Genomic DNA, 23,042 nt, shown 5'->3' with positions numbered 1-23,042 from the left:
AGCGGCCTCAGGACGGCCTGCTCCTGCGGCGCGGGTCGGCCCTGAAGCCCTCGATCGCCTCCCGGGTGGCCCGCAACGCCGCGTCCGAGGTCTCGAACGTCCGCTGGGCGATGCCGACGAAGATGCAGTCGACGATCAGGAGCTGGCTGATCCTGCTGGCCAGCGCCCCCGGGCGGAAGGCCGTCTCCCGGCCCGCCGAGACCAGGACGTGGTCGGCCAGCTCGGCCAGCGTCGAGCGCGGGTTGTTGGTGATCGCCACCGTCGTCGCGCCCGCCTTGCGCGCGACGCGCACGGGCGCCAGCACGTCGGGGGTCTCCCCGGTACAGCTCATCGCCACCGCGACGTCCTCCGGGCGCGCCAGCGCCGCACTGGTCAGCGCCAGGTGCGCGTCGGCGAACGCGTGGGCGGGCAGGCCGATCCGCATCAGCTTCTGCGCCATGTCGGCCGCGACCAGCCCGGACGCGCCGACCCCGTAGACGTCGACCCTGCGTGCCCCGGCCACGGCCTCCACCACCGCGCCCAGCCGGACGGGATCGAGCTGCGCCGCGGTGTCGGCCAGCGCCTGCGACTCGGCCCTGGCCACCTTCGCGATCACGTCGGTCAGCGGGTCGTCGGGGCCGAGGTCGCCGGGGATCAGCCGCTCGGGCTCGTGCCTGGCCACCGCGGCGGCCAGCGCGAAGCGGAGCTGGGAGTAACCGGCGAAGCCCAGGGCCCTGGCGGTGCGCACGATCGTGGCCTCACTGGTCCCCGAGGCCGCGCTGAACTCGGTGATGGTGCTCCGCGCCACCATGCCGGGATCGTCGAGGATGAGGCGGGCGATGGCCTGGGCGGCCGGGGTCAGCGAGGGCAGGACGGCCCTCACCGTTGCCACCGGGTTCGCCGGCGCGGACTCGTCGGGGACGTTCATGGAACACCTTTCGCGTCGGGGCCAGCCTATTCGCCACCGGTCAACCGGCGGGCGAGGACGCGGGCCGAGGCACGCGAGAAGCCGTTCGTGGTCACGTACACCGCTCCGGCGGGCTCCCCGGGCAGTCCCGTCTCGACCACCACGGCGTCGGGACGGAGCGCCAGGGCCCGCGCCAGCAGCTCCCCGGCCCAGGGGTGCAGCCGGACGTCGTGCACCACCAGCACGAGGGGACGCTCCGGGCCGCCGAGGTCGGGCAGCCGTGGTGATCGCGCGGTGACGGTGTGCCCCACGGTCCCGGGCAGCACCTCCGCGAGGGCGTCGGCGATCGCGGTGAGCCTGATCGCCTCGGTGGGCGCGGCCGGTTCGGCGAGGAGCCCGGCGAGGGCGGGGGGTCCGGCCGGGTCCTCCGCTCCCGCTCGTTCCGCCGGATCCGGTCCTGCTCGCTCCGTCGGCTCCTCCGGTCCCGCTCGCTCCGCCGGGTTCGCTTCCGCTTGCTCCGCCGGGTCCACCGGGGCCGGGGCGGCCGTCCGATCGCCGCGCAGGGCGATGGCGACGACCAGCGGGGGAGCGGACAGCACCGGTTCCCGCCCCGGTCGCACCTCCACCCCGGACGCCGCTTCCGGCCCCGGTCCGGAGGGACGCGAGCCGGACGGTCCCTGCGCGGACGGTTCCGGCGAGGTGTCCCTGACGGTCACCCGCATGGCCGCGCGGGCCGTTCTCAGGCCGAGTTCCTCCCCCTCCGGGTCTCCCGCGCCCCACCCGGTACCGGCCCCCGCCCGCGCGACGGTGTCATCGCCGTTCCCGCCGTTCCCGCCGTTCCCGCCGTTCCCGGTGTTCCCGGCGTGCCAGGCGGACAGGGCGAGCACCCGCGCGGCCGCCTCGGCCAGCCGTTCCTCGGGCAGCCTTCCCTCCTGTACGGCGTCCATGATCGCGTCGCGCAGCGCGTACACGCTCCGGCCGTCCGGTGAGGAGACACCGGCGCAGATCGCGTCCGCACCGGCCACCAGGGCACGGACCGCGATCTCACCGGGTGGATGGCGGGCCGCGACGGCGCGCATCTCGATGGCGTCGGTGACGATCATGCCGTCGAAGCCCAGCTCCTCGCGGAGCAGCCCGGTCATGATCCGCCGGCTCGACGTCGCGGGACGGTCCGGGTCGAGCGCCGGTACCAGCAGGTGCCCGCACATGATCGCCCGTACCCCGGCGGCCACCGCGGCGCGGAAGGGCGGCAGGTCGCGCTCGGCGAGGAGCCGCAGGGAGGCGTGCACGGTGGGCAGGGCCAGGTGGGAGTCGGTGACGGTGCCGCCGTGGCCCGGGAAGTGCTTGGCGCAGGCGGCCACCCCGGTCCCCTGGAGCCCGGAGACCCAGGCCGCGGTGTGCCGGGCCACGAGACCGGGATCGGAACCGAAGGAGCGCACCCCGATCACCGGGTTGTGCGGGCCCGCGTCCACGTCCGCCACCGGGGCGTAGTCCAGGGTGATCCCGGCCGTGCGAAGGAGGTGCCCGATCTCCCGGGCGACCAGCCGGGTCAGCTCGACGTCGTCCCCCACGCCCAGCGCCCGGTTGCCGGGCCAGGAGCTCCCGGTCGTGGCCTGCAGGCGGGTGACCGCCCCGCCCTCCTCGTCCACCGCGATCACCACGGCCGGGTTCTCCGCGCGCAGCCGGGCGACCAGGCCGGCCGTCCGGGCGGGGTCGGGCAGGTTGCGCGCGAACAGTACGGTGCCGCCGAGACCCTCGTCGGCGAGGGCCCGGCGCAGCCAGGTGGGAGGCTCGGTGCCCGCGAAACCGGGCTGCAGGACGGTCATGGCCGATCGCGCCAGGCCGGAGCTGCGGTGGGACATCCGGTCCCCCTCTCCGTCGCGCGACGCGCCTCAGGACCACCGTCCGTCAAGGGTATTTTCCTTCACGCCAAATGTCGGTCCAGTAGCTTTCTGCCGTCTTTGCCGTCGCGAGCCGCGACCTGTGACCGGTGCTGACCCGCCGGGCGCGCGGGAGGCGCCGCCGGGCGCGGGAGAAGCGGGGAAACGGGGGAGCGGGGGAGCGGGGGAGCGGTCGTCGTCAGGCGGACTGGCGTACCACCAGGACGGGTTCGAAGATGACCGAGGTCGCGCGCCGGTCGGGTTCCTCGATGTGGGCGAGGAGCAGGCGCGCCATCTCCGCGGCCATGTCCTCCATCGGCTGGCGGACCGTGGTCAGCTGGGGGCGGCAGGCGAGGGCGACGCTGCTGTCGTCGAAACCGATCACGGCCACGTCCTCGGGGATCCGGCGTCCCCCCTCGCGCAGGGCCACCAGGGCGCCCTGCGCCATCAGGTCGTTGGCGACGAACACCCCGTCGACGTCCGGGTGCTCGGCCAGCAGTCGCTGCATCGACGCCTCCCCGCTGTCGTGGGTGAAGTTGCCCTCCACCACGGGGACGTAGGGATGGCCGTGCCTGGCCATCGCCTCCTGGAAGCCGGCCATCCGGTCCTGGCCCGCGGGCAGCGCGAGGGGGCCGGTGATCGTCGCGACGCGGCGGCGGCCCAGGGAGACGAGGTGGTCGGCGGCCAGTGCCCCGCCCGTCCGGTGCGCGAGGTCGACGTAGCTGATCGGGGTCGGCCTGGACGGCCTGGCGAACAGCACCGCGGGCGCCCCCGCGTCGACGAGCAGCTTCGGCATCGGGTCGGCGGGGTGGGTGGAGACCAGGAGCGCGCCGTCGGCGTTGCCCTGCCGCAGGTAGGAGATCACCTGCTCGCGGGCCTCGGCGGTCTCGGCGAGCATCAGGACCGGGTGCATGCCTCTGGGCCGCAGGAAGCCGAGCACGCCGCTCGCCACCCGGCCGAAGAACGGGTCGCCGAAGACCCGGCTGGGGAAGGGGTCCTCCGCCCCGCCCTCGCCCCCCGCCCCGGAGACCACCAGGGCGATCGAGCCGGTCCTGCGGGTGACGAGCGAGCGGGCCGCCCTGTTGGGGACGTACCCGGTGGTGGCGACGGCCTGGCGTACCTTCTCCTGGATCTCCGGGTCGACGTTGCGGATCCCGTTGATCACGCGCGAGACGGTCGCGCGGGAGACCCCCGCCACCCGGGCCACGTCCTCCAGGGTGGGCGACGCCGGGGCCGGCTGGGGATCCTCGCTGCTCATGGAAGCTTTATAGCACGCTTGGAGAGCGCTCTCCCTCGGGCTTTCCGGACGATCCCGGATCCGGTGGTGATCTCCGTGGCCGCCGGGGGCCGGGGGTCCGTACCGGAGCCCGATCCACGCAGCGCGGCCCGGCCCGTTAGCGCGGGCGCGGCCCGGGGGCCGACCGGCCACGCCGTCCTTGGCGGAGCGATGACCATATTTTTCGCGAAGGATGTGACCGATCATGTTCGTCCTCCCTCACCGGGGGCAGGGCTCGGATGTGATGGAGTGTGAGGTTCGCCGGCACCGCTCTCGCGGCACCGGCCCGGGAGGGCGTGGCCGCCGTCCCGGGGGCCTCGGTGGCCGCGATCTCCAGGGCGGCCCGGACGGACTCGCGCCATCACGGCACGGTGGCGCCGTGCAGCGGTTTTCAACGAGTTCGGAGGGGGTCCGGGCCGGACGGCCGCGGGCGCGCGGCCGCTCGGCCGGAGTCGGATCTCCCTCGCTCATGACGTCGCGATGACGCGACAGAGATGGGGCCTGGGATGAGGATCGTCGGGATCGCGGGAAGCCTCCTGCCGGGGGCCTACGTGTGGAGGCTTCTGGAGGCGGCGGCCCGGGAGCTGCCCGCGACGGTTGACTTCGAGATCTGGTCCGGCCTGGAGCAGGTTCCTCCCTTCGAGGACGGCGAGCTCCCACGGCCGGTGAGCGACCTGTGGCACCGTCTCTCCGCCGCGGACGGTGTGCTGATCGCCGCCCCGGCGCACAGCACCCTCCCGGCCCAGCTCGGGCACACCCTGGACTGGGTGGCGTCCGCGCGCGGCGGGGCGGTGCTGGTGGGCAAGCCCGTGGGCGTGGTGACCGCCTGCCCGCGCGCGCACGAGGCGATGTGGACGCAGATCCAGCTCGGACGCGCCCTGGGCGCGGCCGGAGCCGTGGTGCACGGCGCGGAGCTGCTGATCTCACCGTCGGGCCCGCCGCCCGAGCCGTTCGACACCGAGGGCAGGCTCACCGACCGCGACCACCGCGAGCGGCTCCGCCGGATGCTCGACGAGGTCTGCTCGCAGGCCCGGTCCGCGAGCCGCCCCTCCCTCAGCGGATCCCCCGGGTGAGACCCGGCCCCGCCGTCCGCCGGGACCCGCGGGTCCCGGCCCCCCACGGGCCGTCGCCCGGCCGGTGAACCTGCCGGCCGGGCCCCGCGACGGGCAGGCCCCTCCCCCGGCAACCGTCGCGTCACACGTTACGAAGTGGACGAGGGAGGGGAGGCGGCCATGGGGATATCCGGCCAGGAGATGGCGCTGCGGGCCCTGGGCGCGGCGATCGACCTGCACGCGCCGATGGCCAGGCACGGTGTCAGGGCGTTCCCCGAGGGCAGCCCGTTCATCTGGCTGACCGTCCCGGGCATGGGAGGCGCCACCGTCTTCCTGGACGGCCGCCGCTGGATCTGCCTGAGCGAGCCGGAACGGGGCGGGACGACCGTGCAGCTCGTCGCCGGTACGGTCGACGACGACCCCGAGCTGGTGGTGGGCCGCCTGATGGGCGTCCTGACACCGGCGCCCCGCTCGCTGAGCGCCCTGTCGCTCGCGCTGAGGGCCGGATGGCTCGGCCTCGTGAGCGGGGTGGGCGCGGCACTGCTGGCCGCGCTGCTCATGGCGATCCTCGTCGCGGGGAACGGCTACACCTCCGACACGAGTGTCGGCGTCGTCCACGTCATCGCCGTGCTGATCGGCGTCGTGTGCGGCGCCTGGGTGGCCCTGCGCCGGTGGCGGCTGGACCGGAACCGGCGTGATCGGGGCCCGCGTGGGCAGGACCGTAGCGACGATCACGCTGAGGAGTGACAGGAGCGACATGGCCGAGTTGCTGGCGATCTACAACGAGCACGCGGGGAGCGCCGGCGACGACGCCAGGAACGCGGCCCTGCGGACGCTCCGCGACGGCGGCGCCGACGTGGTCGAGGCGCCCGCCGGACAGAAGGACCTGGACGAGATGCTCGACGCCTGCCCCGGCAGGGACGTGGTCGTCCTGGGCGGCGACGGCACGCTGCACGTGGTGGTCGCCACCCTGCACCGCAGGGGCGAGCTGGGCGAGCGCACCGTGGGCCTCGTCCCGCTGGGCACCGGCAACGACTTCGCCCGCGGCACGAAGACCCCGCTCGACCCCGCCGAGGCCGCCCGCATCGTGCTCGCCGGACGGCCCCGCCCGCTCGACCTGATGGTGGACGACGAGGGCGGCGTCGTGGTCAACGTGGTCCACCTCGGCATCGGCGCCGAGGCGTCGGAGCAGGCCACGCCGCTCAAGCCGGTGCTCGGGCGGATCGCGTACTCGGTGGGCGCGCTGCTGGCCGGTGTGCGCAGCCCCGGCTGGAGGCTGCGCGTCACCGTGGACGGCAGGCGCCTGGACGGCGGGCGCAAGGTGCTCATGGTCGGCCTCGGCAACGGCATCACCATCGGCGGCGGCACCCCGCTGACCCCCCGGGCCAGGCCGGACGACGGCATGGCCGACGTCGTCGTCTCGCTGGCGACCGGCCCGCTGAACAGGCTCGTCTACGCCCTCCACCTGCGCCGCGGCACCCATCCCACGCTGCGCGACGTGGTGACCGTACGCGGCAGGGAGGTGACCGTGCAGGGCGAGCCCGTCCCGGTGAACGCCGACGGCGAGCTGACCGGCCATGTCGGCCGGCGCCGCTGGACGGTCGTGCCCGGGGCCTGGCGCATGTTCGCCTGAGCCCGAGGGCCGCCCGGGCCGGTCACCGGCCCGGGGGCGGCTCCGGGATCAGCCCAGCGAGGCCGAGACCAGGTCGCGGGCCTCCTGCTGCACGCGGGCCAGGTGCTCGGGCCCCTTGAAGGACTCCGCGTAGATCTTGTACACGTCCTCGGTGCCGGAGGGACGGGCCGCGAACCAGGCGCTCCCGGTGGAGACCTTGAGCCCGCCCAGGGCGGCCCCGTTGCCGGGGGCGGAGGTGAGCACCTGCGTGATCGGCTCCCCGGCGAGGGTGTCCGCGGTGACCTGCTCGGCCGAGAGCTTGGCGAGCACCGCCTTCTCCTCCCGGGTGGCGGGGGCGTCGACGCGGGCGTAGGCCGGGTCGCCGAACCTGGCCGTCAGGTCGCCGTAGTGCTCGCTCGGCGAGCGGCCGGTGGTGCCGATGATCTCCGCGGCGAGCAGCGCCAGGATCAGGCCGTCCTTGTCGGTGGTCCACACCGAGCCGTCCCGCCGCAGGAACGACGCCCCCGCGCTCTCCTCGCCGCCGAAGCCGAGCGAGCCGTCCAGCAGTCCCGGTACGAACCACTTGAACCCGACGGGTACCTCCATCAGCCGGCGGCCCAGGTCGGCGGCCACCCGGTCGATCATGCCGCTGCTGACCAGCGTCTTGCCGACCCCGGCGTCCGCGGGCCAGCCGGGCCGGTGGGAGTACAGGTAGGAGATGGCCACGGCGAGGTAGTGGTTGGGGTTCATCAGCCCGCCGTCGGGGGTGACGATGCCGTGCCGGTCGGCGTCGGCGTCGTTGCCCGTGGAGACGGCGAAGGCGTCCCGGTTGGAGATCAGCGACGCCATCGCGTACGGCGACGAGCAGTCCATCCGGATCTTGCCGTCCCAGTCGAGGGTCATGAACCGCCAGGTCGGGTCGGTCAGCGGGTTGATCACCGTTAGGTCGAGCCGGTGCCGCTCGGCGATCTCGCCCCAGTAGGCGACGCTCGCCCCGCCCAGCGGGTCGGCGCCGATGCGCACCCCCGCCCCCCGGACGGCGTCCAGGTCGACCACCGAGGGCAGGTCGTCGACGTAGCGGCCGAGGAAGTCGTAGCGATCGGTGGTGTCGGCGGCCAGTGCCCTGGCGTAGGGGATCCGCCGCACCTCCTTCAGGCCGCCGGCGATCAGCGCGTTGGCCCGGTCCTGGATCCAGGAGGTGGCGTCGGTGTCGGCCGGGCCGCCGTGCGGCGGGTTGTACTTGAAGCCGCCGTCGCCCGGCGGGTTGTGCGAGGGCGTCACCACCACCCCGTCGGCCCGCCCGGTCGTCCGGTCGCGGTTGTACGCCAGGATCGCGTGCGAGACCGCCGGGGTCGGGGTGTAGCCGTCCCGGTCGTCGATCATGACCGTCACGCCGTTGGCGGCGAAGACCTCCAGCGCCGACACCCGGGCCGGTTCCGAGAGCGCGTGGCTGTCGGCGCCCAGGAACAGCGGGCCGTCGACGCCCTGCGCCGCCCGGTACTCCACGATGGCCTGGCTGGTCGCGAGGATGTGGTCCTCGTTGAACGCCACGTTCAGCGCGGAGCCCCGGTGCCCCGACGTCCCGAAGGCGACCCGCTGGCCGACCTCGCCCGGGTCCGGGTGCAGGGAGTAGTAGGAGGTCACCAGGCGGGCAACGTCGACCAGGTCGGACGGTTCGGCGGGCCGCCCCGCGCGTTCGTGCGTCATCGCAATCTCCTCACATCGCTCCTGAGCTAACCGTATCCACGTTGAATCCGGACAGGTCTCGGCAACCCACCGCATTCTTTCGTTGTCCCTGCCCTCCTGCAGGCGGGTGTCCCCACCGTCCCTCCGGCACATCGTTGACAACGTTGTCATCGCCGTCGTACCGTCAGCCTGTTTGCCCGCTCGTCGGGCAGGAGAACGTCTCACGACCCTCGGCAGCCGGAGGATTCCCTTGCCCAGTCACGCGCCCGCCCCGGCCGCCCGCCTTACCACCGTGCCGAGCGTCCCGGGGGGCCGGGGATGACCGCCCTCGCGATCGACATCGGGGGCACCAAGTTCGCCGCGGCGCTGGTCGGGCCGGACGGGACCATGACGCGCAGGCTGGAGACGCCGGTCGGCCCCGACCCCTCGGCGACCCTGGCCGCGCTGGTCCGCGAGGTGGCGGGCCTGCGGGACCCGGACGGACCCGGTGGCTCCAGCGGACCCGGCGGACCCGGTGGACCCGGGCGGCCGGACGGACCCGGCGGCCTCGCCGGTCCCGCCGCGGGCCTGATCGGGGTGGGCATCGGTTCCGCGGGGCCCCTCGACGCCGTCGCGGGCACGGTGAGCCCGGTCAACATCCCCTCCTGGCGGGAGTTCCCGCTGGTCGGGGCGGTGAGCGCGCTCCTTCCCGGCGTCCCCGTCGCGCTGGCCGGGGACGGGCAGTGCATGGCGCTGGGGGAGTGGTGGCGGGGCGGGCACGGCTCACGCTCCCGGGCCCTGCTGGGCATCGTGGTCTCCACCGGCGTGGGGGGCGGGCTCGTCCTCGACGGCGTGCCGTACCTGGGACCGACCGGGAACGCCGGGCACATCGGGCACATCTGCGTGGACCGCGACGGCGAGCCGTGCCCGTGCGGCGCGTTCGGCTGCCTGGAGGTGGTCGCCAGCGGCCCCGGCATGGTCCGCTGGGCGCTGGCGAACGGCTGGAGCCCGGCCGGACCGGCCCCGGACGCGCGGGCGCTCGCGCGGGACGCCGAGCGCGGCGTCCCGGTCGCGCGGACGGCCTTCCAGCGGGCCGCCGACGCGCTGGCCGTCGGCATCCTCACCACCGGCGCGCTCTTCGACATCGACGACGTCGTCATCGGCGGCGGTGTGTCCGGGGCCGGCGAGACCCTGCTCGCCCCGCTGCGCCAGGCGGTCGCCAAGCAGGCGGGCCTCGGCTTCCTGCGCCGCATGACCGTCGCCGGCACCTCGCTGGGACGCGACGCCGGGCTGTACGGGGCCGCCGCCCTGGTCCTGCCCGCCGCGGCGAGGACCCCGCCCGCGGACCGGACCCCCGCGGAGCAGTGAACCCCGCGGGCGGGCCGGACGTCTCCGAAGGAGAAGACCACCGACGCAGGTCGGATCCAGGATCCAGAACGCCGAAGGGACCGTGCCCATGAGCCCACTCGCCGTCCAGCTCTACTCCGTACGGGAGGAGGCGGCCACCGGCCGCCCCGCCGTGCTGCGCGCGATCGCAGAGATGGGGTACGGCGCGGTCGAGCCCTACGACGCCCACCTCGACCCCGAGGGGCTGCGGGACGAGCTCGCCGAGGCCGGGCTCACCGTGTGCAGCGTGCACGCCCCGCTGCTCGACGAGGGGCGCGCGGCGGCGCTGGCCGCGGCGGTCACCGTCGGCGCGGACACCGTCATCGTGCCCGCGGCGCCCGGCGAGTGGTTCGCCGACCGGGAGGGGGTGGAGCTGGCGGCCGCGCGCATCGGCGAGGCGGCCCGCGAGGCCGCCGACCACGGCCTGCGCCTCGGCTACCACAACCACTGGTGGGAGCTGGAGCAGCGGGTGGACGGCCGCCCCGCCCTGGAGGTGCTGGCCGACCTGCTGGACCCCTCGGTGCTGCTGGAGGTCGACATCTACTGGGCGGCGACCGGCGGGGTCGACCCGGCGGAGCTGCTGGCCCGGCTGGGCACCCGGGTGAGCCACCTGCACGTCAAGGACGGCCCCGCCACCCGGGAGGGGCCGATGACGGCGGTCGGGGCGGGCCGGGTGCCCGTCGTCGAGGCCCTGAGGGCCGCGCCGGACGCGGTGCGGATCGTGGAGCTCGACCACTGCGCCGGTGACATGCTGCGCGCGCTCGCCGACAGCCACGCCTACCTGACGGACCTGGTCGCGACCGGACGGGTGAGCCGGTGACCGGACCCCTCGGCGTGGCGATCGTCGGCTGCGGCACCATCAGCCACCAGTACCTGGCCAACCTCGTCTCCTTCCCGGGCGTGCGGGTGGTGGCCTGCGCCGACCTCGACCTGGAGCGCGCCCGCGAGGTCGCCGCGCGGTACGGCGTGCCGGTGGCCGCCACCTCGTCGGAGGTGATCTCCCACCCCGACGTGGAGCTGGTCGTCAACCTCACGATCCCGTCCGCGCACGCGCGGGTGGCGCTGGCCGCGGTCCGGGTCGGGCGCCACGTCTACAACGAGAAGCCGTTCACGGCGGACCGGGAGTCCGGCGCGGTGCTGGTCGAGGCCGCGGCGTCGGCCGGGGTGCTGCTGGGCAGCGCGCCCGACACCTTCCTGGGCGCCGGGCTGCAGACCGCGGCCCGCGTCGTCGCCGAGGGCGGCATCGGCACGCCGCTCAGCGCGCTGACCCTGTTCCAGGGACCGGGGCCCGAGTCGTGGCACCCCAGCCCGGAGTTCCTGTTCCAGCCGGGGGCCGGGCCGCTGTTCGACATGGGCCCCTACTACCTGACCGCGCTGACGACCCTGTTCGGCCCGGCGCGCAGGGTGGCCGCCGTCGGCCGCAGGGCCAGGGACGAGAGGGTCGTCGGCTCGGGCCCCAGGGCCGGGACGCGGTTCCCCGTCGAGGTCCCGACCCATGTGACCACGCTCGTGGAGTTCGCCGGGGGGCAGGCCGCCACGATGGTGTTCACCTTCGACTCGCCGCTCCACCGGACCGGGTTCATCGAGATCACCGGCACCGAGGCCACCATGCGGGTGCCCGACCCCAACACCTTCGGCGGTGAGGTCCTGCTGCGCCGGGCGGGCGACGACGACTGGACGCCGGTGCCCACCGAGGGCACCGAGGCCGGTCGCGGTCTCGGCGTGCTCGACATGGCCGAGGCCGTCCGCCGGAAACGGCCGCACCGCGCCACCGGCGAGCTGGGCCTGCACGTCCTGGACACGATGATCGCCATCGCCGAGTCCGCGGAACGGGCCGAGTTCGTGGAGGTCGGCAGCGACTGCCCGGTGCCGGAACCGCTGCCGCGGGGGTGGGACCCGGCCGCGATCCGGTTCGGCTGACCCCGGACGCGCGGACGCCGGGCCTCGCCGATCCACAGGACGGGGCCCGGCCCGTGCCGCGCGCCGTTGCGGCCGTTACTCACTTGAGTTACTTTTTACTCATGCAAGTAACAAGGCCTCCGAGTCCCGCGGCCGTCGCCCGGCGCGCGCAGATCGTGGAGGCGGCCGTCGAGACCATCGCCGAGCTGGGCTACGGGCACGCGTCCTTCACCCGCATCGCCGAGCGGGCCGGGCTCAGCAGCACCCGCCTGATCTCGTACCACTTCCGCGGCAAGGACGAGCTGATGGCCCGCATCGTCGCCCAGATCCACGGCGAGATAGGGGACTTCATGTCCGCGCGGCTCCGGGCGGAGACGACGGCCGCCGGGACGATCAGGGCCTACATCACCGGGACCGTCGAGTTCATCGCGACCCACCGCGCCCGGATGAGGGCGCTGTACGAGATCTTCGTCAACCACCGTCCCGGGAACGGCGGGAGTTCCTACGACGTCGCCGTCGACCTGGGCGTCCTGTCGCACATCGAGGAGATCCTGCGCTGGGGGCAGCGGGAGGGCGAGTTCCGCGACTTCGAGCCCAGGGTGATGGCGATGAGCATCCAGCGGTCCGTGGACGGGCTGCCCTTCCTGCTGGAGAGCGGCGCGGACGTCGACACCGCCCGCTACGCCGCCGAGCTGGTGACCATCTTCGACCTGGCCACCCGGAGCGGGAGATGAGCGCGAGCCGCCGTCGCACCGCGGCCGTGCTGATGCTGGTGGACTTCGTGCTGCCCATCGGGCTCTACTACGGCCTGCGCGCGGCGGGCGTCGGCTACGTCGCCTCCCTGGTGGTCAGCTCCCTCGTGCCCGGGACCGGGATGGTGGTCACCCTCGTCAGGGAGCGCCGCCTGGACTCCGTCGGATTGTTCATGACGGGCCTGATGCTGCTGAGCGCGGCGCTGTCGTTCGTCGGGAACGACCCGAGGCTGCTGCTCCTCAAGGGCGCCCTGCTGATGGTCGTGGCCGGTGGCTGGTTCCTGGCCACCGCGCGGGGGCCGAGCCCGCTGGCGCTGCGGTTCTCCCGGCCGCTGCTGGAGGGCCGGACCGGCGACAGGCGCGCGTCCTGGGACGAGCTGTGGGAGACCTCGCCGCGTTTCCGGCGTATATGGCGCGTCTCCACGTGCGTCTGGGGGATCGGGGCACTGGCCGACGCGGCCGTCCGGGCGGTGGTCGCCCTGACCCTCCCGATCGACCTGGCCGTCGGGCTGGGCGGCGCGCAGTACGCGATCTTCTCGGTCCTGATGCTGGTGATCATGAACGTCTACCAGGCGTACGCCGGGCTGCACGACCCTCGCTCGGCGCTCTACCGCCCGTTGCGGGACGGCGCGGGGGAGACCGGGGAGAGCGCGCCCGGACCCGTGCCGCACCGCGGGCCCGGGGACGTCCCGCACGAGCCCGCGGGCAGCGTGCCCGGACCGGTCACCCGCCCTCCCGCCGCAGCAGGGACCGCAGCCGGTCCGCACGGTCCCGCAGACGTCCGCTGAGCGACCGGCGGTCCCCCGGGGCCGCGGGCATGTCGGAGAAGGCGCCGGCGGAGAGGCCGGCGGGGGCGTCGGCGGGCTTGAGGTCGTCCTCGGGCGGCTCCTCCAGCCGGGCGCGCAGACGGGTGCGGATCTCGTCGGGAGTGTAGGCCTGGCGGCGGCGCTCCGCCCGCGCGATCACCACGCCCGTGGCCGCGACCCCCGCGACACCGGCCAGACCCAGTACCTTCCACCATCGCATGTGCCTACGCTATCGGAATGTCCGGCAAGAGCATCAGCCTCGATGAGGCCGTCAACCTGACCCGCACCGGCGACGTGTGGCTGTTCCGCGGCCGAACGGTGCCCGATCGCGCCATCCAGACCGTGACCAACAGCCCGGTGAACCACGTCGGCATGTCGGTCGTCATCGACGACATGCCCCCGCTGATGTGGCACGCCGAGCTGGGGCGGTCGCTGCCCGACCTGTGGTCGGGGACCCACCAGCGCGGCGTCCAGCTGCACGACCTGCGCGACGCCGTCACGGTCTGGGCCACCCGCTACGGCCAGCGCGGCTGGCTGCGGCAGCTGTCACCGGAGCCTCCCCGGGAGATGGAGGACGCCGTCCTGCGCACGGTCGCGCGCCTGGACGGCACCCCCTTCCCGTCCACCAGCAGGCTCGCCGGCCGCTGGCTGAGGGGGCGGGTGCCCACGCTCCTCCGGCGGTCCGCGCAGGACAGTGCCCTGGAGAGCGCGTACTGCGCCGAGGTCGTCGCGGTCACCTACGAGGCGATGGGCCTGCTGCCCGGAGGGCGTCGCCCGAACTGGTACGACCCGGGCCGGTTCTGGAGCGGTGACGACCTGGAGCTGACCGGCGGGTTCCGGCTCGGGGGAGAGATCACCGTGAAGCTGGGGTAGGGCCCGGGGAAGCCCGTGAAGAACGGGCGGCGGGCGCAACCCCGGACGCCCGCCGTCCGAAGACACAGGCGACGGTTCCCGGATCCGCCGGAGCCGTGAGGTCGCGGACTCAGGGGGATTGTCATGCCGGACACGGTGATCGTCGTCGGCGCGGGCCTGGCCGGTCTCGCGTGCGCCCTTCGGCTGCGCGCGGCCGGGGTGGACGTGCGCGTCGTGGACGCGGCGGCCGAGGTGGGCGGCCGGGTGCGCACCGACGTCGTGGACGGCTTCCGGCTGGACCGCGGCTTCCAGGTGTTCAACACCGCCTACCCCGAGGCCGCCCGGGTTCTCGACCTCGGTGCCCTGGACCTGCGCGCCATCCCGTCGGGGGTGATCTCCTTCGACCGGGGGACGGCGGGAGCGGCTCATGCTGCCCTGGCGCCACCCGAGCCAGGCGTTCAGCGGGGTGCTGGCCGACGTGGGCACCCCGGTGGACAAGGCCGTCCTGGCCGCGCTGACCACCCGCGACATCGTGCTGCCGCCGAGCAGGCTGCGCGCCGGGCGCGAGCGCACCACGCTGGAGGAGCTGAAGCACTGGGGCGTCTCGCCCAAGATGGTGGAGAAGCTGCTCCGTCCCTTCCTCGCGGGCGTGGTGCTGGAGCGCGAGCTGGAGACCTCCAGCCGCTTCTTCCACCTGATCTGGCGCTCCTTCGCGCGCGGCACGATCGCGGTGCCCGCGCTCGGCATGGGCGAGATCACCCGTCAGCTCGCCTCGCGCCTGCCCGAGGAGGCGATCACCCTGGAGACCCCGGTCATCGCGGTGACCGAGGAGGGGGTGGAGACGGCCGGGGGCGGCACGATCCCGGCCCGCGCCGTGGTGGTGGCGACCGACCCCGCCATGGCCGCCGCGCTCTGCCCGGGGCTGGAGATCCCGCGGATGCGCTCGGTGACGACCTTCTACCACGCCGCCTTCCGCCCGCCCACGGACGACGCCACCCAGTTCGTGGACGTGCAGGGGGAGATCACCGACACCCTGGTCATCAGCAACACCGCGCCCGCGTACGCCCCGCCGGGCCGCGCGCTGATCTCCACGTCGGTGCTGGGGATCCTCTCCGACGCCGACGAGCCCCGGGTACGGGAGCGGCTGTCGCAGATCTACGACGCCGACGCCTCGGGCTGGGAGCACCTGGCGACGTACGCGGTCGAGGGGGCGCTGCCCGCGATGACGCCGCCGTTCTCGATGCGCCACCCGGTCCGCCTCGGGCCGGGCCGCTACGTGTGCGGTGACCACCGCGACACCGGCTCGCAGCAGGGCGCCCTGGTCTCCGGGCGAAGGGCGGCGGACGCCGTACTGGCCGAGCAGTGGTGAACGCGGCGCTGTGGTGAACGCCGAGCGGTGGTGAACGCGGGGTGGTGGTGAACACCGGGCTGTGGCGAACGCGAGGCGGGGGTGAACGCCGGGCGGGGGTGAGCGCGGGGCTCAGGCCAGACGGGCCGGGAAACCACCGGTGGCGATCGGGCCCCAGCGCTCCGGGGTGACGCGCAGCAGCGACTTGCCCTGCCGGGTCATGGCCTCGCGGTACTCCGCCCAGTCGGGGTGCTCACCGGAGATCGACCGGTAGTACTCGACCAGCGGTTCGAGCGCCTCGGGCAGGTCGAGGATCTCGGCCGTGCCGTCCACCTGCACCCACGGGCCGTCGAAGTCGTCCGACAGGACCACGACGCTCACCCGGGGGTCGCGGCGCACGTTGACGACCTTGGCGCGCTCGGGGTAGGTGGACACCACGACGCGGCCCTCGGCGTCGAGACCGCAGGTCACCGGGGACGCCTGCGGCCTGCCGTCGCGCCGTGACGTGATGACCAGCGCGCGGTGGCGGTCGCGGAGGAACTCCAGCAGGCGGTCACGGGAGACGACGTCGTTCGTGGCGATCCTGGGGCTCATGTTCCCACTGTACGTGGGTGGGACGAACCCGTATTCACGCCCCGACGAATGGAAAATAGCTATCTTTCTTGGGAGATATGTGGTCAAGAGTGTTCTAATGGGGCATTTGTCATCAAATTTCAGGGAATTGATCTCCAATACAGCACATGAGCGGTTCGGGACCCCTCCGGGCCCGACGGCTCATCCGCCCGAACAAGGAGATAACCGTGAAGCAGAAGTCTCTTCTGGCATCGGCCCTGACCGTGCTCGCGCTGACCGCCGCCCCCGTCGCCGCCGAGGCCGGGACCGGCGCCTTCGCCCGCACGCTCTCGCCGACGCCGGTTCCCACGGACATGGCCTCCCCGCCGGTGGAGAGCCCCTCGCCCACGGATTCCGTCATGCCCACGGACGGCGCCTCGCCGTCGGCGGGCGCAGCGGGCGAACCGTTCGGCCCCGCCTGCGCGTCCCTGCCCACCAGCGGGCCGGGCAGCCCGGCCGAGATGGCCACCCAGCCGGTCGCCACCGCGGCCGCGTCCAACCCCGAACTGTCCACGCTCTCGCAGGCGATCGAGCAGGCCGGCCTGACCGAGACGCTCAACTCCGCCAAGGACATCACGGTCTTCGCGCCGACCAACGACGCGTTCGACAAGATCCCGAAGGACACGCTCGACAAGGTCCTGGCCGACAAGGAGCAGCTCACCAAGCTCCTGACCTACCACGTCGTCGAAGGGAAGAAGACCCAGCAGGACCTCGCCGACGGCGAGCTGACCACCATGCAGGGCGGCACGCTCGCCGTCCAGGGATCCGGTCAGGAGTACACGGTCAACGACGCCAAGATCGTCTGTGGCAACGTCCAGACCTCCAACGCCGTCGTCTACCTGGTGGACACGGTGCTCATGCCCAAGTGACCACGACGTCCGAGGCGGCCGCGGCCTGACCGGCCGGGCCGCGACGCCGGCCGGATCCCGATCCGACCGGCCGGGCCCGCGATCCGACGGAGGGGTGCCCACGGGAGGCGCCCCTCACCCATGTCCGAGCCCTTCCCGGCCGTCCCCGATCCCGGCCGTCCCCGATCCCGCTCGCCCCGCCCGTCCCGTCCGCCTCGCTCGTCCCGCGTCCCGATGTCGCCGTTCCCGCCCAGCTCATGCCCGGCTCACGCCCGCGACCCCGGCCCGCACGCCGAAGGGCGGGGACTATCGCGCCGATCATGGGGTAACGGGGGCGGGACACGGAAGGCGGAGGCATGAGCATCAAGGACAGGTTCGGGCCGCGGGCGCGGCGGCTGCGGACGGTTGCCCGCAAGGTCTTCGGCTGGAAGGAACTGCGTCCCGGCCAGCTCGACGCCATGCGTCACCTGCTCGACGGCGGTGACGCCCTCGTCGTCATGCCCACCGGCAGCGGCAAGTCGGCCGTCTACCAGGTGCCCGCGCTGCTGCTCGACGGCCCGACCGTGGTCGTGTCACCGCTGATCGCCCTGCAGCGCGACCAGGTGGCCGGGCTGGCCGAGACCGACGCCGGGGGAGCGGTCGCGGTCAACTCCGCCCAGTCCGGGGGGGACGCCTCGCTGGAGGAGGTACGCGCCGGGACCACCGAGTTCGTCTTCCTCTCGCCCGAGCAGCTCGCCAAGCCCGAGACGGTCGAGCGGCTGCGCGCCGCGCGTCCCTCGCTGATCGCCATCGACGAGGCGCACTGCGTGTCGGCGTGGGGTCACGACTTCCGGCCCGACTACCTGCGGCTGGGACAGGTCATCGAGCGGCTCGGCCACCCCCCGGTGGTGGCGCTGACCGCCACGGCCACCCCCTCGGTGCGCGAGGAGATCGTCGCCGCGCTCGGCCTGAGGAACGTCCGCCAGATCGTGCGGGGCTTCGACCGCCCCAACATCGACCTGGAGGTGCGGCGCTTCATCACCCAGGAGGACCTGCGCAGGGCGCTGGTGGAGGACGCCGTCTCCCGCGAGGGTCTCGGCCTCGTCTACGTGGCCACCCGCAAGGCCGCCGAGGAGTACGCCGCCGCGCTGCGCGAGGCCGGTCGCAGGGCCGAGCCGTACCACGCGGGCATGAAGGCGGCCGAGCGCCACCGGATCCACGAGATGTTCCGCGACGACGAGCTGGACGTGGTCGTGGCCACGTCGGCGTTCGGCATGGGCATCGACAAGCCGGACGTGCGGTTCGTGCTGCACGCCTCCCCGCCGGAGTCGCCGGACTCCTACTACCAGGAGATCGGCCGCGCCGGACGGGACGGGAAGCCGGCCGCCGCGGTGCTGTTCTACCGCCCGGAGGACCTCGGGCTGCGCAGGTTCTTCGCCGGGGGACGCGCCGACGAGGAGCTGCTGCTGCGGGTCGCCACGCTGGTGAGCGAGCACGGCGGCACCGTGCCCACCGGTGAGCTGCGGAGCGTGCTCGACATCGGCGCCACCCGGCTGACCCGGGTGGTCAACCTGCTGGAACGGGCCGGCAGCGTCCAGGTCACCCGCAAGGGCGACCTGCGCCGGGTGCCCGGCGCGCCCGAGCCCGAGTCGGCCACCGCCCGCGCCGTCGAGCTGGACGAGACCCGCCGCCGCATCGACGACTCGCGGATCGACATGATGCGCGGGTACGCCGAGACCACCGGCTGCCGGCGCCGGTTCCTGCTGGAGTACTTCGGCGAGCCGCGCGACCGTACCTGCGACTCCTGCGACACCTGCCGGGCGGGCCTTCCCGAGGAGACCGCGGCCGAGGCCGAGGGGCCGTTCGCGATGCACGCCCGGGTGCGGCACAGCGCCTGGGGGGCGGGAATGGTGATGAGCAGGGAGAGCGACCGGATCACCGTGCTGTTCGACGAGGTCGGCTACAAGACGCTCTCGCTGGAGGCCGTCGAGCGCGAGGACCTTCTCGTCGCCGGGTGACCGGCCCGGCCTCGTCCCCACCGGTCCACCACAGGCCCCGCTCCGCGCGTCCCCGGCCGGTCCCGGGCGCGCGGGTCCGGTCCGGTTCCGCGCGGTCCGGTCCTCCGCTCGGGTGCGGGGTCAGCCCTCGGTCTTGCGGCCGATCCCGCCCATCGACCAGGTCCTGTCGCGGCCCTGCGTCGTGAGCGGGTTGTCGGGGCGCCAGTGACGGATGTAGACCAGGCCCGGCTCGACGAGCTCCAGCCCGTCGAAGAACCGCAGGACCTGGTCGCTGGTGCGCGAGGCGTCCTCGTGGCGGCCGAGGACCTGCCGGTAGATGTCGACCAGGGGGCCGGCCGCCTCCGGGCGCGTGTCGAAGACGACGTGGCCGATGGCGAAGTGGCTGCCGACCGGCACGGCCTCGCGCAGCACGGCCACGTTCTTGTGGGGGTCGTCCTCGTCGGGGATGAACTGCAGGGCCGACAGGATCAGGACGGCCACCGGCTCCTCCAGATCGATCAGGCTCCGCAGCCCGGGGTCGGTGAGCAGCTCCCGGGGGTGCAGCACGTCGCCCTCGACGACGGTGGTGCGCGCGTCGGTGGCGAGCATGGCGCGGGCGTGGGAGAGCACGACCGGGTCGGTGGCGACGTAGGCCACCCGGGTCTCCGGCGCGATCTCCTGGGCCACCTGGTGGACGTTCCTGCGGGTGGGCAGCCCCGACCCGAGGACGACGAACTGCCTCATGTCCTGCTCGACGAGGTAGCGCACCACCCGGCCCAGGAAGGCGTGCGCCTCCTGGGCCATGGTCCTGATCTCCGGCGCGACGGCGAGCACCCGCTCGGCCGCCTCACGGTCGGCGGCGAAGTTGTCCTTGCCGCCGAGGAAGTAGTCGGCCATCCGGGCGGCGTTGGGCACGCTGGTGTTCAGGGCCGCGGGCCCCGGCCGCCGAACCGCGTCGCTCATACGTCGTCCCTCCGCTACCTGTGACACTGAAGAACCGCACGACCGGTGAAGAGATGTCAAGCCCCGTGCCGGGACCGGTCCCCTGCCCGCATGCGGTGCGGCCTATTCCTTGACACCGACCCCGCCGACCGTCCAGATGGACTCCGTCGAGTGGAGCGCGGCCCGGTCCGGCCGCCACTCGGGGATGTAGACCAGGCCCGGCTCGACGAGTCTCAGCCCGTCGAAGAAGCACTCCACCTCCGCCCTGGTGCGCAGGTTGGCCCGGTACGGGCCGGTGATCGACCCGCGCTCCTGGTAGAGGGCGGCCAGCCTGGCCGTCGTCTCCGGGCGCAGGTCCGAGACCGCGTGCGAGAAGGCCAGATGACTGCCGGGCGTCACGGCCTTGTGCAGCGCGGCCACCACCTGGGCGGCCTCGAGGTCGTCCGGGAGGTGGCTCAGCACCGACAGCAGCAGGACGGCCACGGGCCTGTCCAGGTCGATCGTGGCGGTGAGGCCGGGATGGGCCAGCAGCCCTTCGGGGTCGCGCAGGTCCGCCTCGATGACCGTGGCCGCGTCGCCCTCCTTCAGCACGGCCTGGGTGTGCACGACCACCATCGGGTCGTTGTCGACGTAGACGACCCGCGCGTCGGGCACGAGGTCGCGCAGGACCTGGTGCGTGCCGCCCGGGAGCGGCAGGCCGCAGCCGATGTCGACGAACTGGCGGATGCCGCACCCGGCGAGGAACCGTACGACGCGGCCGAGGAACGCGCGGCCCTCCCTCGCCATGGCGGGGAGCTCGGGGGCCAGCGACAGCGCGATCTGCGCGACCTCGCGGTCGGCGGCGAAGTTGTCCTTGCCGCCCAGGTAGTAGTCGGCCATCCGGCTCGTGTTCGGGGTCGCGGGATCGAACCGGAGGCGTTCGGGCTGTGGCGACGCCATCATGTCCTCCGTCCAGCGATACGGCCTGCAGCGGACATTATCGGCCTTTCACCCGCAGCGTGACCTCTTTTCTGTCGGTCGTCCCCCATCTGTACCGTGAAATGTCATATCTCTCGTCACCGGACCGTCCGCCCGTCACCGGCGGTGCACCCGCCGGACACGGTCAGTGGCAGTTCTCCCGGTGCCGCCCGTTCCTCGGGGGCAGCGCGAAGGCCGCCCACACCGCCTTGCCGCGGTCCTCCAGCGGAGCCCACCCCCAGGTCTGGCTGACACCGTCGATCAGCTGGAGCCCCCGGCCGCACTCGGCCTCGTAGTCGGGTTCGCGCAGGCGCGGGCCCTGGTCGCTGGGGTCGGTGACCGCGCAGAGCATCGCGTGCTCGGTGTGGCAGAGGATGACCTTGACCTCGGGGAGGGGGAGGGGGTGCGTCACCCCTCGCGTACCGTGGCGCAGCGCGTTGGTCACCAGCTCGGAGACCACGACACCGGTGTCGTCGATCAGCGGCTCCAGCTCCCAGGCGCGCAGGGAGCGGACGGCGAACTCGCGGGCGGTCCGCGCGGCGCGCGGGTCGTGACGCAGGCTGCGCACGGCCATCTGCATCTGGCCGGCGTGGCCCTCGCCGTCGGACCAGAAGGGCAGGCCGCCCGGGGGGAGTACGTGATCGAGCATCGACAACCACCGTTCCCACCCTCCGATCCGGGATCGGACGGGTGTGGCTTCGTGTCTTCGGTAACCAGTCATCGGAGACCTTGGGGAGGTGGGTGATCGGGGGACGAGAGAGATCCTTTAGCCATCTTGCACGCCGTTATGTGCATAGGCAAGTACAGATGCACGTGCATTTGCACAAAAGCCCTATGCTCATGATGTTATGACCCTGCCTGATCGGTGAGAGGCGAGGATGAACCAGCCGTACAACGGCATGTCGGCCGCCCAGATGGACGGCGTCGTATGGCGCAAGAGCCACTTCAGCAACCCGAGCGGCAACTGCGTGGAACTCGCGGAGCTTCCCGACGGCAGGGTCGCGATGCGCAACTCCCGCGACCCCGAGGGACCGGCGCTCGTCTACAGCCGCCGCGACACGGACGCCTTCGTCCGCGCGGTGAAGGGCGGGGAGTTCGACGACCTGATCGCCTGACCGGCGGGCTGATCGCCTGACCGGCGGGCGACATGGTTGAAGAATGAACTCATCTATGGTCTGTGCGTCACCCGCGGAGTACCGTGAAGGATCGCGATCGCCGTGAACGAAGGGCGACGGTTCGTATCCGCGCCCGAAGGACTGCAGATGACCACACCTCACGCCGCCGGCAGGCCGGCCGGGCCCCGCCCGATGACCGCGCCGAGGGACAGTTCCACCGTGCTGCGGATCGTTCTGGGCGCGCAGCTGCGCCGCCTGCGGGAACAGCGCGGCATCACGCTGGAGGACGCCGGGTACGCCATCCGCGCCTCGCACTCGAAGGTCAGCCGCATGGAACTCGGCAGGGTCGGCTTCCGGCTCAGGGACGTGGCCGACCTGCTCACCCTGTACGGGGTGAGCGACGAGGCCGAGCGCGAGCCGCTGCTGTCCCTGGTGGAGAAGGCCAACCTCGCAGGCTGGTGGCACAACTACGGTGACGTACTGCCCGCCTGGTTCGAGACGTACGTGGGCCTGGAGGAGGCGGCCACCGGCATCCGGAACTACGAGGTCCAGTTCGTGCCGGGCCTGCTGCAGAGCGAGGGGTACGCGCGGGCCGTCGTCCAGCTCGGCTTCTCCTCCGCCTCCCCTGCCGAGGTCGACCGGCGGGTACGGCTGCGCCTGGCGCGCCAGCGGCTCCTGCACCGCCCCGACCCGCCCCACCTGTGGGCCGTGCTGGACGAGGCCGTGCTGCGCCGCCCGCTCGGCGGGGCCGAGGCGATGTGCGAGCAGATCGACCACATCCTGCGGGCGATCGAGCTGCCCAACGTGACCGTCCAGGTCGTGCCCTTCAGCGTCGGCGGCCACGCCGCGGCCGGCGGGCCCTTCAGCATCCTGCGGTTCTCCCAGCCCGACCTGCCCGACGTGGTCTACATGGAGCAGCTCACCAGCGCCGTCTACCTGGAGAAGCGCGACGACGTCGACCGCTACCTGGAGGTCATGGAGCGGCTGTGCATCGAGGCCGAGCCGGTCACGCGCACCCGGGAGATCCTGCTGGGCATCCGCGAGGACTACCGCCGCTCCCGGTGAGGACGCCCCCCCGCCGGTCCCGACGGGCGCGGTGCCCCCGGGTGTCCCCGGGTGATCCTGAAGGCTCCCGGCGAGTCCGGCCGCAACCAGCGGGGGGAGCCGTACGAAGATGA

The 23,042-nt window shown here is 73.5% G+C and carries 23 protein-coding genes and 1 pseudogene; 15 read left to right on the top strand and 9 right to left on the bottom strand.

Annotation, left to right across the window (positions count from 1 at the left end; genetic code table 11):
• Positions 1 to 7: 7 nt before the first annotated feature.
• From ABD832_RS40315 to ABD832_RS40305, 3 genes are all read right to left on the bottom strand, one after another.
• A complete protein-coding gene (locus tag ABD832_RS40315; protein WP_344907623.1) occupies positions 8 to 907 on the bottom strand; it encodes a MurR/RpiR family transcriptional regulator in 900 nt (299 codons plus the stop codon).
• Positions 908 to 933: 26 nt separating this feature from the next.
• The gene (locus ABD832_RS40310; protein WP_344907619.1) at positions 934 to 2,748 is read right to left on the bottom strand and encodes a glycoside hydrolase family 3 protein; all 1,815 of its coding nucleotides are present in this window, start codon (positions 2,746 to 2,748) and stop codon (positions 934 to 936) included.
• A gap of 217 nt (positions 2,749 to 2,965) precedes the next feature.
• Positions 2,966 to 4,024: a LacI family DNA-binding transcriptional regulator gene (locus tag ABD832_RS40305; protein ID WP_344907614.1), complete on the bottom strand. Its 1,059-nt coding sequence runs from the start codon at positions 4,022 to 4,024 to the stop codon at positions 2,966 to 2,968.
• 524 nt (positions 4,025 to 4,548) lie between these two features.
• On the opposite strand from ABD832_RS40305, the gene ABD832_RS40300 reads away from it, so the two are divergent.
• The 3 genes from ABD832_RS40300 (at position 4,549) to ABD832_RS40290 (ending at position 6,727) form a co-directional block, all read left to right on the top strand.
• Positions 4,549 to 5,115 carry an NADPH-dependent FMN reductase gene (locus ABD832_RS40300; RefSeq protein ID WP_344907611.1) on the top strand — a complete coding sequence of 189 codons (567 nt, stop codon included), beginning with the start codon at positions 4,549 to 4,551 and terminating at the stop codon, positions 5,113 to 5,115.
• A gap of 159 nt (positions 5,116 to 5,274) precedes the next feature.
• On the top strand, positions 5,275 to 5,841 hold the full coding sequence (locus ABD832_RS40295) for a hypothetical protein (RefSeq protein ID WP_344907608.1): 567 nt from the start codon (positions 5,275 to 5,277) through the stop codon (positions 5,839 to 5,841).
• 10 nt (positions 5,842 to 5,851) lie between these two features.
• A complete protein-coding gene (locus tag ABD832_RS40290) occupies positions 5,852 to 6,727 on the top strand; it encodes a diacylglycerol/lipid kinase family protein (RefSeq protein WP_344907605.1) in 876 nt (291 codons plus the stop codon).
• 48 nt (positions 6,728 to 6,775) lie between these two features.
• Here the strand turns inward: ABD832_RS40290 and pgm are convergent, their stop codons facing one another.
• Positions 6,776 to 8,413: a phosphoglucomutase (alpha-D-glucose-1,6-bisphosphate-dependent) gene (pgm, locus tag ABD832_RS40285; protein WP_344907601.1), complete on the bottom strand. Its 1,638-nt coding sequence runs from the start codon at positions 8,411 to 8,413 to the stop codon at positions 6,776 to 6,778.
• 297 nt (positions 8,414 to 8,710) lie between these two features.
• Here pgm and ABD832_RS40280 point away from each other — a divergent pair, with 297 nt between their 5' ends.
• The 5 genes from ABD832_RS40280 (at position 8,711) to ABD832_RS40260 (ending at position 13,196) form a co-directional block, all read left to right on the top strand.
• Positions 8,711 to 9,739, top strand: a complete 1,029-nt coding sequence (locus ABD832_RS40280) for an ROK family protein (protein WP_344907598.1) — start codon at positions 8,711 to 8,713, stop codon at positions 9,737 to 9,739.
• Between the two features lie 88 nt (positions 9,740 to 9,827).
• Positions 9,828 to 10,577, top strand: coding sequence for a sugar phosphate isomerase/epimerase family protein (locus tag ABD832_RS40275; protein WP_344907595.1), 750 nt, complete (start codon positions 9,828 to 9,830; stop codon positions 10,575 to 10,577).
• On the top strand, positions 10,574 to 11,677 hold the full coding sequence (locus ABD832_RS40270) for a Gfo/Idh/MocA family protein (protein WP_344907592.1): 1,104 nt from the start codon (positions 10,574 to 10,576) through the stop codon (positions 11,675 to 11,677). Before ABD832_RS40275 ends, ABD832_RS40270 begins: the two co-directional genes overlap by 4 nt.
• Positions 11,678 to 11,778: 101 nt before the next feature.
• The gene (locus tag ABD832_RS40265) at positions 11,779 to 12,390 is read left to right on the top strand and encodes a TetR/AcrR family transcriptional regulator (RefSeq protein WP_344907589.1); all 612 of its coding nucleotides are present in this window, start codon (positions 11,779 to 11,781) and stop codon (positions 12,388 to 12,390) included.
• Complete coding sequence (locus ABD832_RS40260; protein ID WP_344907586.1) at positions 12,387 to 13,196, top strand: VC0807 family protein; 810 nt, start codon at positions 12,387 to 12,389, stop codon at positions 13,194 to 13,196. Before ABD832_RS40265 ends, ABD832_RS40260 begins: the two co-directional genes overlap by 4 nt.
• Here ABD832_RS40260 and ABD832_RS40255 read toward each other — a convergent pair.
• Entirely contained in the window at positions 13,132 to 13,434 is a 303-nt protein-coding gene (locus ABD832_RS40255; protein WP_344907583.1) for a hypothetical protein, read from the bottom strand. The two genes, ABD832_RS40260 and ABD832_RS40255, sit on opposite strands and share 65 nt — an antisense overlap.
• A 17-nt stretch (positions 13,435 to 13,451) precedes the next feature.
• Between ABD832_RS40255 and ABD832_RS40250 the strand changes: the two genes are divergently transcribed.
• From ABD832_RS40250 to ABD832_RS40240, 3 genes and pseudogenes are all read left to right on the top strand, one after another.
• Positions 13,452 to 14,087: a hypothetical protein gene (locus ABD832_RS40250; RefSeq protein ID WP_344907580.1), complete on the top strand. Its 636-nt coding sequence runs from the start codon at positions 13,452 to 13,454 to the stop codon at positions 14,085 to 14,087.
• A gap of 123 nt (positions 14,088 to 14,210) precedes the next feature.
• Positions 14,211 to 14,390, top strand: a pseudogene (locus tag ABD832_RS40245) (NAD(P)-binding protein); the annotation flags it as partial.
• Positions 14,391 to 14,493: 103 nt separating this feature from the next.
• Positions 14,494 to 15,435: an FAD-dependent oxidoreductase gene (locus tag ABD832_RS40240; protein ID WP_344907577.1), complete on the top strand. Its 942-nt coding sequence runs from the start codon at positions 14,494 to 14,496 to the stop codon at positions 15,433 to 15,435.
• Positions 15,436 to 15,546: 111 nt separating this feature from the next.
• Here the strand turns inward: ABD832_RS40240 and ABD832_RS40235 are convergent, their stop codons facing one another.
• Entirely contained in the window at positions 15,547 to 16,008 is a 462-nt protein-coding gene (locus ABD832_RS40235) for a PPOX class F420-dependent oxidoreductase (RefSeq protein WP_344907574.1), read from the bottom strand.
• A gap of 206 nt (positions 16,009 to 16,214) precedes the next feature.
• On the opposite strand from ABD832_RS40235, the gene ABD832_RS40230 reads away from it, so the two are divergent.
• Positions 16,215 to 16,895 carry a fasciclin domain-containing protein gene (locus ABD832_RS40230; RefSeq protein ID WP_344907571.1) on the top strand — a complete coding sequence of 227 codons (681 nt, stop codon included), beginning with the start codon at positions 16,215 to 16,217 and terminating at the stop codon, positions 16,893 to 16,895.
• A gap of 335 nt (positions 16,896 to 17,230) precedes the next feature.
• Positions 17,231 to 18,871: a RecQ family ATP-dependent DNA helicase gene (locus ABD832_RS40225; RefSeq protein ID WP_344907568.1), complete on the top strand. Its 1,641-nt coding sequence runs from the start codon at positions 17,231 to 17,233 to the stop codon at positions 18,869 to 18,871.
• A gap of 120 nt (positions 18,872 to 18,991) precedes the next feature.
• Here the strand turns inward: ABD832_RS40225 and ABD832_RS40220 are convergent, their stop codons facing one another.
• From ABD832_RS40220 to ABD832_RS40210, 3 genes are all read right to left on the bottom strand, one after another.
• Positions 18,992 to 19,813 (bottom strand): SAM-dependent methyltransferase, encoded by an 822-nt coding sequence (locus tag ABD832_RS40220; protein WP_344907565.1) that lies wholly within the window; start codon positions 19,811 to 19,813, stop codon positions 18,992 to 18,994.
• Positions 19,814 to 19,915: 102 nt separating this feature from the next.
• On the bottom strand, positions 19,916 to 20,734 hold the full coding sequence (locus ABD832_RS40215; RefSeq protein ID WP_344907562.1) for an SAM-dependent methyltransferase: 819 nt from the start codon (positions 20,732 to 20,734) through the stop codon (positions 19,916 to 19,918).
• A gap of 160 nt (positions 20,735 to 20,894) precedes the next feature.
• Positions 20,895 to 21,398, bottom strand: coding sequence for an ATP-binding protein (locus ABD832_RS40210; RefSeq protein ID WP_344907559.1), 504 nt, complete (start codon positions 21,396 to 21,398; stop codon positions 20,895 to 20,897).
• A gap of 229 nt (positions 21,399 to 21,627) precedes the next feature.
• Between ABD832_RS40210 and ABD832_RS40205 the strand changes: the two genes are divergently transcribed.
• Together ABD832_RS40205 and ABD832_RS40200 are read left to right on the top strand one after the other, a co-directional pair.
• The gene (locus ABD832_RS40205; RefSeq protein WP_344907556.1) at positions 21,628 to 21,864 is read left to right on the top strand and encodes a DUF397 domain-containing protein; all 237 of its coding nucleotides are present in this window, start codon (positions 21,628 to 21,630) and stop codon (positions 21,862 to 21,864) included.
• Between the two features lie 147 nt (positions 21,865 to 22,011).
• Entirely contained in the window at positions 22,012 to 22,929 is a 918-nt protein-coding gene (locus tag ABD832_RS40200; RefSeq protein WP_413224575.1) for a helix-turn-helix domain-containing protein, read from the top strand.
• Positions 22,930 to 23,042 lie beyond the last annotated feature (113 nt).

It is taken from the genome of Streptosporangium longisporum, from assembly GCF_039534895.1.
Taxonomy (GTDB): Bacteria; Actinomycetota; Actinomycetes; order Streptosporangiales; family Streptosporangiaceae; genus Streptosporangium; species Streptosporangium longisporum.
The sequence above is the reverse complement of the archived record's forward strand: the minus strand, read 5'-3'. Positions and strand labels throughout refer to the sequence as shown.